Source organism: Rhodanobacter spathiphylli B39, from assembly GCF_000264295.1.
GTDB classification, from domain to species: Bacteria; Pseudomonadota; Gammaproteobacteria; order Xanthomonadales; family Rhodanobacteraceae; genus Rhodanobacter; species Rhodanobacter spathiphylli.
Map to the genome: position 1 here is coordinate 118,258 of NZ_AJXT01000006.1, position 9,625 is coordinate 127,882.

At 60.7% G+C, this 9,625-nt stretch carries 8 protein-coding genes; 2 read left to right on the forward strand and 6 right to left on the reverse strand.

The features are described 5' to 3' along the window. Positions 1-46: 46 nt before the first annotated feature. The 6 genes from UU7_RS19140 to UU7_RS05205 form a co-directional block, all read right to left on the reverse strand. Positions 47-232, reverse strand: coding sequence for a translation initiation factor IF-2 N-terminal domain-containing protein (locus tag UU7_RS19140; protein ID WP_425480502.1), 186 nt, complete (start codon positions 230-232; stop codon positions 47-49). Positions 233-771: 539 nt separating this feature from the next. Continuing rightward, positions 772-1,371, reverse strand: coding sequence for a hypothetical protein (locus tag UU7_RS18255; protein ID WP_157581897.1), 600 nt, complete (start codon positions 1,369-1,371; stop codon positions 772-774). A gap of 293 nt (positions 1,372-1,664) precedes the next feature. After that, on the reverse strand, positions 1,665-2,681 hold the full coding sequence (locus UU7_RS18260) for a hypothetical protein (RefSeq protein WP_157581900.1): 1,017 nt from the start codon (positions 2,679-2,681) through the stop codon (positions 1,665-1,667). A gap of 33 nt (positions 2,682-2,714) precedes the next feature. Then, on the reverse strand, positions 2,715-6,335 hold the full coding sequence (locus UU7_RS05195) for a methylmalonyl-CoA mutase family protein (RefSeq protein ID WP_007806050.1): 3,621 nt from the start codon (positions 6,333-6,335) through the stop codon (positions 2,715-2,717). Positions 6,336-6,596: 261 nt separating this feature from the next. Next, a complete protein-coding gene (locus UU7_RS05200) occupies positions 6,597-7,499 on the reverse strand; it encodes an alpha/beta hydrolase (RefSeq protein WP_007806051.1) in 903 nt (300 codons plus the stop codon). Positions 7,500-7,509: 10 nt separating this feature from the next. Then, on the reverse strand, positions 7,510-8,112 hold the full coding sequence (locus UU7_RS05205; RefSeq protein WP_007806053.1) for a TetR/AcrR family transcriptional regulator: 603 nt from the start codon (positions 8,110-8,112) through the stop codon (positions 7,510-7,512). A 109-nt stretch (positions 8,113-8,221) separates the two neighbouring features. On the opposite strand from UU7_RS05205, the gene UU7_RS05210 reads away from it, so the two are divergent. Both UU7_RS05210 and UU7_RS05215 read left to right on the forward strand, forming a co-directional pair. Further along, positions 8,222-9,019: a M48 family metallopeptidase gene (locus UU7_RS05210; RefSeq protein ID WP_007806054.1), complete on the forward strand. Its 798-nt coding sequence runs from the start codon at positions 8,222-8,224 to the stop codon at positions 9,017-9,019. Positions 9,020-9,134: 115 nt separating this feature from the next. Beyond that, the gene (locus tag UU7_RS05215) at positions 9,135-9,470 is read left to right on the forward strand and encodes a YXWGXW repeat-containing protein (protein WP_007806056.1); all 336 of its coding nucleotides are present in this window, start codon (positions 9,135-9,137) and stop codon (positions 9,468-9,470) included. Positions 9,471-9,625 lie beyond the last annotated feature (155 nt).

A 9,625-nucleotide genomic window follows, 5' to 3' on the forward strand; every position in this document is an offset into this window, starting at 1 on the left:
AGGATTTGTGCGCGTCAGGCCGTCACACCAGCTATCTCACAAACATTCAAACGACTGTAAGTGAACCTGACCCCGTTTTCGCTTCTCGGTAACGCTGCAATTTGACCTGGTCCGACTGACTAACGATGTCATGTACATTCGAGACAGGCAGACCAGCGCTCTGAAGATCGGCAAGTAACTTGTCCACTGGCATGTCAAGTCTTTGCGCCAAATCCTCCACAGTCTCGTACATGAGATCCTCCTCGTCCTGAAGCTTTTTTCCGACGAACGCGTGAGAGACATTTGGGCTCTGCAAATAATGTTACTGCCTCTTTAGATCACACATCTTCAAACGACTCTAAGTGAACCTGACGCCGTTTCTTGACCCCGTTTCTCGCAATTCAAACGACTGTAAGTGAACCTGACCCCGTTTTTCTTCCTTAATTCCCTCCGTCCCCTTTTGGGGATTTTAAATACCTTCAAAAAAACTATCTAAAGACTTATCAGGAAAAAATGCACTTGCGCTAGCCGCTTCAAATAGCATTCGCATTTCCTCATAATCTTCAACCTCATACTGATTACAAGAAAAGCCCGTTTCGTCCCCATCCGCACTGACAATGTATAGATGATAAGATGCCATCTCTCTATCGTGATCGAAGTGATAGCTAACGGTCACTGTCGTACCATTCTGGACACAGAAATAGCTACTTTCGCTAGCCCCTTTCCAATGAAGGCGACCTTCATTCGTGGCTCGAAAAAGTCTACTAAAGAACGAGCCCAATATTCTCGGGATCATACTGGTTTCTCCCCAATAAGTTGATCCTTAACTGCCGAGGATCTCTGGCCGGCCAATTCGGATAAGTGGCCCAAAATCGTTCGCAACGCTACTAAAGTATTCTGACGCAGCAGCTTATCTTTGGCGGAACTCTTGTATGCATACAAACGAGCCCGACATTCAGAATGCAAAGATTCACCATCGGCAAGCTGATCACGAAATGTTTTCGAGTAAACCTTAATTATTCCATTTAATGCAGTCGGCGGGATCGCTACCTCATCCTCCAAGGCGCAGATTGCCGTTCCGAGAAATTCCTGGCACTCAACAACCTCCTGTATCATATGAAAATCAGCAATTACTCCCGAAACTTTTTCTGCTTCCCCAAATATCTGCTGAGCAATACCTCTCGCTCTTATAATTTCCACAAGAGCCACAACTGTCGCATACACCGTGACGAAAGTTCCAATTGTAGAAAAGGCGGTACTGTGATTGCCGGAGAGAAGATCTGGATACCAATGTGCAACCCCGAAAAACGCCGCCAACACTGGAATTAACGCCAAACTTGGAACAAGTAAACTCCTGAACATAGACATCTCACCTAAAAGGGGATAAGGCAAATATCAAATTCCCTCACGTAACAAAAGCACCGAATTAGATCAGTCCCAAGAGTTCATGCAAATCAACATTGCCCTCCCAAAAAGTGCAATTTGACTGATACTTTTCGTGCGTAGGAGTGAGCCGAACTCATTGCTCTCACTAACACAACCTAGCTTATGAGACATATTTAGCTACTTTCTTATCAATAATTTGTCTGATTTCCTTACCCCTTCCAGAGTCGACTTTTCAGAATGTGCACTCTGATACCTGTTTGCGTGCTGGCACCCTTTCTACGAATGACTAAGAGACTTCGTTAGTGAGACCCACCGCTCGACGTCGATTTGGTCATCAACTCAAGTACAGACTTGTTCACGCCACCATCCGCCCCCTCTTTTGCAAATCCCGTGTCTTGGGAACCAAAAATGCATGAAGAAGCATAAGCTAAAATGATGTCTTGCGAGCCTGAAGTGGTGCCAGCATCAACCAACACACGATATGTTTGAAGGGCCGTCTGTCTATGCCTGTTCAATACCACGTTATGTTGGTGAGCCAAGAAGTTTTTCGCGCACAGCGTGATCACACCAGCAAGCGTAACAAAGACCAGGATTTTTCCTGTTACGAATTCGATGGCGTCGAATTGATTATCCACCTTTAGCCATGAAAATTTGAATGCGAGAGCTGAAAATACAGCAAATATAATCGTCACCACAATGGAAGTCGCTGTCGCATTCCTCCACCAACGAGCCTGCCCTTGATGATCGTCCGCTCGCCTTTTAAAGAACTCCGCCTGCTGAGACACTCCTTGTTCTGCCGCAACCGCTTGAATATTCTTTAACATGTCCTCTGCTTTAGTTTCTTTGGCCGCGAGTTCGCTAGTGACGGCATTTGCTCGATCCTCAATATCCTGAAGAACCGATCGCGCCCTGCTCTCCAATGACGCGGAGTCTGTATTGTTCGCAATACCAAATGCGATAAATTGCCACAACTCAGGGAATGCAGAATCGTATGCAGAAGTAACTTGTTGAATCAGGTTGCTGCGTATTTGAATAGAATTATTTTGACTAGCGGAAAATTCCATTATTTCAGAAAATCTATTGAAGTCAGCGTCAGCGCGCCCCTTAATGATGTTAAGTTGCGAATCGACAAGGCTATCCAATATAGACGCAGGAACACGCTTAAAAAGGTCTACAAGCTTTTGTGCTGGCGCCACCGCCTCTTCGAACGACAACTGCCTGCCCAGCTCATCGACGCGAGCCAAGGTTTTTGTGTCAAAACGTTGAATACGCTCTAACGACGCGTTCGTTTGGTCCAACAAGTCTTCTGAACTCATTACTCGCCCCCTTAGAATTTTCGAATTACGCCCTCACATATTCCGCCGATACTCCCCACCCACCTCATAAAGCGCATGCGAAATCTGCCCCAACGAGTTGTACTTAACCGCCTCAATCAACTCCTCAAACACATTCCGCCTCTCCCGCGCCGTCGCCTGCAACACCTTCAAACTATTCCCAGCCAAAGCATTCCGCGCCTCACCATACAACCTAACATTAGCAATCTGCGCCCCCTTCTCCTCCTCCGTTGACCGAATCAACTCAATCTCCGTAGCAATCTCCCCCGCATGATCCTTCGGCAAAAAGGTATTCACGCCAATCAACGGCAACGACCCGTCATGCTTCTTGTGCTCGTAATACATCGACTCATCCTGGATCTTGCCACGCTGATACATCGTATCCATCGCGCCCAGCACCCCGCCGCGCTCGCTGATCGCCTCGAACTCCTTGTACACCGCCTCCTCGACCAGGTCAGTCAACGTGTCGACCACGTAACTCCCCTGCCACGGGTTCTCGTTGAAATTGAGGCCGAGTTCCTTGTTGATGATCATCTGGATCGCCACGGCGCGTCGCACGCTTTCTTCGGTGGGCGTGGTGATCGCCTCGTCGTAGGCGTTGGTGTGCAGGGAGTTGCAGTTGTCGAACAGGGCGTACATCGCCTGCAGCGTGGTGCGGATGTCGTTGAACTGGATTTCCTGGGCGTGCAGCGAGCGGCCTGAAGTCTGGATGTGGTACTTCATCATCTGGCTGCGGCTGCTGGCGCCGTAGCGCTCGCGCATGGCGCGGGCCCATATGCGGCGAGCGACGCGGCCGATGACGGTGTATTCCGGGTCCATGCCGTTGGAGAAGAAGAAGCTGAGGTTGGGCGCGAAGTCGTCCACCTTCATGCCGCGGGCGAGGTAGTACTCGACGATGGTGAAGCCGTTGCTCAGGGTGAAGGCGAGCTGGCTGATCGGGTTGGCGCCGGCTTCGGCGATGTGATAACCGCTGATGCTGACCGAGTAGAAGTTGCGCACCTTGTGGTCGACGAAGTACTGCTGGATGTCGCCCATCATGCGCAGCGCGAATTCGGTGGAGAAGATGCAGGTGTTCTGCGCCTGGTCTTCCTTGAGGATGTCGGCCTGCACGGTGCCGCGCACCTGGGTCAGGGTTTCGGTCTTGATGCGCGCGTAGGTTTCGGCATCGACCAGTTCGTCGCCGGACACGCCGAGCAGGCCTAGCCCCAGTCCGTCGTTGCCCTTGGGCAGCTCGCCCAGGTATTGCGGGCGCTGGCGGCCTTCGTAGAGCTTGGCGATCTTCTTCTCCGCTTCCGCCCAGCGGGCGTCGTCGGCCTTGAGGTATTTCTCCACGTTCTGGTCGATGGCGGTGTTCATGAACATCGCCAGGATCATCGGCGCGGGGCCGTTGATGGTCATCGACACCGAGGTGCTGGGCGCGCTCAAGTCGAAGCCTGAGTACAGCTTCTTCATGTCGTCGAGCGTGGCGATGTTGACGCCGGAGTTGCCGATCTTGCCGTAGATGTCCGGGCGCGGCGCGGGGTCCTCGCCGTACAGGGTGACCGAGTCGAACGCGGTGGACAGGCGCGTGGCGGCGCCGCCCTGGCTCAGGTAATGGAAGCGGCGGTTGGTGCGCTCGGGCGTGCCTTCGCCGGCGAACATGCGGGTGGGATCTTCGCCGCTGCGGCGGTACGGATAGACGCCGCCGGTGTACGGGTAGTGGCCGGGCAGGTTTTCCTTGCCGAGGAAGGTGACGAGCTCGCCCCAGTCCTTGGACTTGGGCGGGGCGACCTTGGGGATCTTCTGGTGGCTCAGCGATTCGCGGTAGTTGTCGACGCGGATGACCTTGTCGCGCACCTTGTATTCGTTGACGTCGGCGGTAACTGATTGATACAGCGCCGGCCATTCGCGCAGCTGGTGAATCGCTTCGTGGCTGAGTTCCTTCAGCGCCGCGTTGTAGCGCTGGCGCAGGGTGATGAGGCTGCGGTCGACGCTGCTTTCTCCCCTCTCCCCTTGGGAGAGGGGTTGGGGGTGAGGGTTCGGGGTCAGGTTGGAATCTCGCGCTCCGGCCGTACCCTCACCCTCGGTCCCTCTCCCGGAGGGAGAGGGATGCAAATCGGCGCTGCTGTACAGGTCGAGCGGGCGCGGCAGCTTGTCGTCGCCCAGTTCCTTCAGCGACTCGTAGTAGTGCTGCGCCTTGCTGGCGAATTCGGCCTGGGTCTCGATGCCCTTGTTGATGGCGCGGCCCTGCTCGGCGATCTCGGCGAGGTAGCGCACGCGGGCGCCGGGGATCAGGACGGTGGCGCGCGGTTCCTTGAGGGTGGTGTCGAGTTGCGGGGTCCAGTTGCATCCGGCTTCGGCTGGGGCTACCCCACCCTGCCCTCCCCTGGAAGGGGAGGGTTCCACAGCGCCCAGATGCAGTTTCTCGCGCATCAACCGGCACAGATTGGTGAACATCCAGGTCACGCCCGGATCGTTGAACTGGCTGGCGATGGTGGGATAGACCGGCACGTCGTCGTCCTTGACGGTGAACGCGGTGCGGTTGCGCTTCCACTGCTTGCGAATGTCGCGCAGCGCGTCTTCGGCGCCGCGCTTGTCGAACTTGTTCAGCACGATGAGCTCGGCGAAGTCGATCATGTCGATCTTCTCCAGCTGGCTGGCGGCGCCGTAGTCGCTGGTCATCACGTAGACCGGGAAGTCGACCAGGTCGACGATTTCCGAATCGCTCTGGCCGATGCCGGCGGTCTCGACGATCACCAGGTCGTACGGCTGGCTCTTCAGGAAGTCGATGCAGTCGTGCAGCACCACGCTGGTGGCGGCGTGCTGGCGGCGGGTGGCCATGGAGCGCATGTAGACGCGATGGGACCTCAACGAGTTCATGCGGATGCGGTCGCCCAGCAGCGCACCACCGGAACGGCGACGGGTGGGATCGACGGCGAGCACGGCGATGCGCATTTCGGGGAAGGCGTGCAGGAAGCGCAGCAGCAGTTCGTCCACCACGGACGACTTGCCGGCGCCGCCGGTGCCGGTGAGGCCGAGCACCGGGGTCTGCTTGCCGGCCAGCTTCCATTCCTTGCGCAGGCGTTCCAGCTCGGCGTCGCCGAGGCGACCTTCCTCGATGGTGGAAAGCATGTGGCCGATGGAGATTTCGTCGTCGACGTCGACCTTGCTGGCCGCGGTTTCGACGCGCTGGTCGACCGCGGCGCGGGTGCGGTTCATCACGTCCTCGATCATCTCGACCAGGCCCAGCTTCATGCCGTCGTTCGGATGGTAGATGCGCTCGACGCCGTAGGCCTGCAGTTCGCGGATTTCCTCCGGCGTGATGGTGCCGCCGCCGCCGCCGAACACGCGCACGTGGCCGGCGCCGCGCTCGCGCAGCATGTCGACCATGTACTTGAAGTACTCGACGTGGCCGCCCTGGTAGGACGACAGCGCGATCGCGTCGGCGTCTTCCTGCAGCGCGGCGCGCACCACGTCCTCGACCGAGCGGTTGTGGCCCAGGTGGATCACTTCGGCACCCTGCGACTGGATGATCCGCCGCATGATGTTGATGGCGGCATCGTGGCCATCGAACAGGCTGGCGGCGGTGACGAAGCGCAGCGGGGTGGTTTCCGTCTGGGGGGCGCTGGCGGGAACGTGCTTGGCGGGGGAACTCATGGCAACTCCGGCATCGATGCTTGAACCCGTCGATTCTAGTGGATCGACGGCGGGCTCGCGGGATTGCCGGCGTACCTTGGCGTACGGACATGCGGCTGTAACGACCCTTGCCATCGACGCGTGCGTGGGGATTCACGGTCGTCATTCCCGCGAAAGCGGGAATCCATTGGCTTCTCGCAAAGCCGAAGGTGGATTCCCGCTTTCGCGGGAATGACGGCAACCGGGAGGGCCTGGAGGCGAAGGAGTCGCTGGCGGGAATGGCTAGAGGCAGAGCGCCAGATTGGGACTGCCAATCACGCGCGTACCCACGTCCTCGCCGCGCACGAAGGCCAGCGCGGCGTCGATGACTTCCGGCGCATCGAGTACGCGGCGATGGCCCAGGCCCTGGGTGGTGAACAGTCGCGCGCCGGGCCAGAACTGTGCGTAGCGTTCGCCCTCGCCCCACGGCACGTCGGCGTCGTCGAGGTCGTGCACGATCAGTGCGGGCTGGCCCAGCGCAGGCAGGCGGCGATGCACCTGCAGTTGTTCGACGCTGACGCCGGTGCGGCGCAGCAGCCAGTCGTAGAACGGCTGGCGCAGGTGTTCGCCCAGGCGCACGAAGCGGAAGAAGCGGCTGGCCGCGGCCTTCATGTCGGCCGCGGGCGCCACCAGGATCAGCCGATCGGCATGCCAGTCCTCATCCTGGGCGAAGGTGACGGCGGCACCGCCCAGCGAGTGGCCGACGGCCAGCGCGGCGCGGCCGTAGTGTTCGCCGATCGCGTGGATGGTGGCGGTGAATTCGGGCAGCGTGCACAGCTTGCCGCTGCTGTGGCCGTGGCCGGGCTGGTCGAACGTGACCACGGCGAAGCCCAGCGCACGCAAGCCTGCCACCCACGGCAGGAAGCGCAGGCCGAAGCTGGACCAGCCATGCGCCAGCAGTGCGTACGGCTGGGTCGCGGGATCGCCCCACACGTAGGTGGCGATGGATTCGCCGCGGATCTGCAACTCGCCGCGCTGCATCTGCGCATCGCCCTGCACCGCTTCGGCGCGAACACGGCTGCTGGCGAACGGGGTGGCGAACAGGCGCGCGGCGCGGTTCACGGTGCGCTTCGGCGCGATCCGTCCGCCCAGCGCGAAGCCGGTGCGCACGGTGGTGAGCTTGAGACGGTCGATGACGGTGGACATGGGGCTTGCCTCAGGTTTGCCAGCTGCGCCACAGGCGCTCGAAGGCCGCGCGGGTGCACTGGCCGGCTTCGTCGAATCCGAACAGCCCGGCGTCGTGGTGCAGGCCGAGCATCAGGGCGTAGATCTCGAAGGCGAGCTGGGCGACCTCGGTGTCGCTGCGCAGGTGGCCCAGTTCGACCGCCTGGGCGATCGCCTTCTGCAACTCGTCGCGCCAGCCCGATTGCTGCCGCACCACGCCGTCGTGCAGCGCGCCGTCGCGACCGTCGTATTCGCTGGCGGCGGACAGCAGCACGCAGCCGCTCTGGTGCTCACGCGCCCATGCGAACCAGTTCGCCACGATCGCCCGCAGCCGCGGCAGGCCGCGTGGCTGTTTCAGGGCGGGCATCAGCACCTGGCTCACGAAGCGGTTGCGGCCGGTGTCGAGCACGGCCAGCTGCAGCTCTTCGCGCGAGCCGAAGTGGGCGAACACGCCACTCTTCGACATGCCCACATCGGCGGCCAGGCCGCCGATCGACAGGCCTTCCAGCCCGTCGCGACGGGCCAGCGCGTAGGCGTGGTCGAGGATGGTTTCGCGGGTGGTGGCGCGTTTGCGGGGCTGGGTGGCGGTGGTCATGCGACGGAAAATAGCACGATCGTTCGTGCATTTCATCAACGCGATGTTGATCCCGGCCGTGATTTCCTGCGGTTATGCTCGGAACACGACCGTCCTCGGGGGATCACGCATGAAATACCGCCATCTGCTCGCCGCGCTGGCCGCCACGCTGCTGGCCGGCTGCGCCACCTCGCCCACCGGCCGCTCGCAATTGATGATGGTGTCGGACAGCCAGATGAGCCAGATGGGGCTGACCGCGTTCAACGACATGCGCAAGCAGGGCAAGTTCGTCGACGCGCCGCGCGAGCGCGCCTATGCCACCTGCGTGTCAAACGCGCTGATCGCGGTGCTGCCGCCGCCGTGGAACACCCAGCAGTGGGAGGTGCAGATCGTCGACGACGACACCGCCAACGCGTTCGCCCTGCCCGGCGGCCGCATCGGCGTGAACAAGGGCATGTTCAAGCTGGCCAGCAACCAGGATCAGCTGGCCACGGTGCTGGGTCATGAGTTGGCACACGTGGTGGCGCGGCATGGTGCGGAGCGGGTGTCCGACAACATGGCGACCCAGGCCGCGGTGGCGGCCGGCACGATCTACGCCGGCACCCGCGGCACCAATGCCGGCTATGCGGCCGCCGCGCTGGGCATCGGTGCCGAGGTGGGCATCCTGCTGCCGTTCTCGCGCACCCAGGAGAGCGAGGCCGACACGCTGGGCCAGCGCTACATGGCGCAGGCCGGTTTCGACCCGCGGGCGGCGGTGACGCTGTGGGACAAAATGGGCGCGCAAGGTGGCAGCAAGCCGCCGGCGTTCCTGTCCACCCATCCTGCGCCGGGAAATCGTGCGCAGGCACTGGACCGGCAGGCGCAGCAGCTGCTGCCGGTGTATCAGCAGGCTCGCAGCGGTGGCCACGCACCCGCCTGCCGGCCGTAGTCGCGGGCAGGCCGGGCGCAAGCTGAACGGCCTGAGGCAGGCGGGTCAACTGCGCAGCGCGGCCATCGTTTCCCTGACTGCCGACCGACGACTCGGCCAAGACCAGGAGATTCCGATGACCCGTACCCCACTGAACCTTGCCCTGCTGGCCGGACTGGCCCTGACCTTCGCCGGCGCCACCTACGCGCCACCCGCCGCCGCCCGGACGCAAGTGGCGGTGGGCGTGCAGATCGGTGTCGCGCCGCCTGCCCCGCGCTTCGAGCGGGTACCGCCGCCGCGCCGTGGCTACGTGTGGGCTCCCGGCTACTGGCGCTGGAGCCCGCGCGCCCACCGTCATGTGTGGGTCGGCGGTTCCTGGGTGGTGGTTCGCCCCGGCCATCACTATCGGCCGGCGCACTGGGTGCGTCATGGTCACGACTGGCGTTTCCACCCCGGCTACTGGGGTCGCTGAGGCCCCCTGGCGGGCTCCATACGCCAGCGGCTTGCTGCGCCGCGGCACCACCTGCGGGGGCGACGTACTAAACTTGACGCTTTGATTCATCGCCCCGGCTCCGGTCGGGGCGATGAGTTTCCGGCGTTTCCCACCCCCGGCGGGGTGCCACCCCT

Bases quoted from the DNA above. Each gene is read 5' to 3' on its own strand.
- UU7_RS19140 (WP_425480502.1), bottom strand. From the start codon at position 232: ATGTACGAGACTGTGGAGGATTTGGCGCAAAGACTTGACATGCCAGTG.
- UU7_RS18260 (WP_157581900.1), bottom strand. From the start codon at position 2,681: ATGAGTTCAGAAGACTTGTTGGACCAAACGAACGCGTCGTTAGAGCGT.
- UU7_RS05195 (WP_007806050.1), bottom strand. From the start codon at position 6,335: ATGAGTTCCCCCGCCAAGCACGTTCCCGCCAGCGCCCCCCAGACGGAA.
- UU7_RS05200 (WP_007806051.1), bottom strand. From the start codon at position 7,499: ATGTCCACCGTCATCGACCGTCTCAAGCTCACCACCGTGCGCACCGGC.
- UU7_RS05205 (WP_007806053.1), bottom strand. From the start codon at position 8,112: ATGACCACCGCCACCCAGCCCCGCAAACGCGCCACCACCCGCGAAACC.
- UU7_RS05210 (WP_007806054.1), top strand. From the start codon at position 8,222: ATGAAATACCGCCATCTGCTCGCCGCGCTGGCCGCCACGCTGCTGGCC.
- UU7_RS05215 (WP_007806056.1), top strand. From the start codon at position 9,135: ATGACCCGTACCCCACTGAACCTTGCCCTGCTGGCCGGACTGGCCCTG.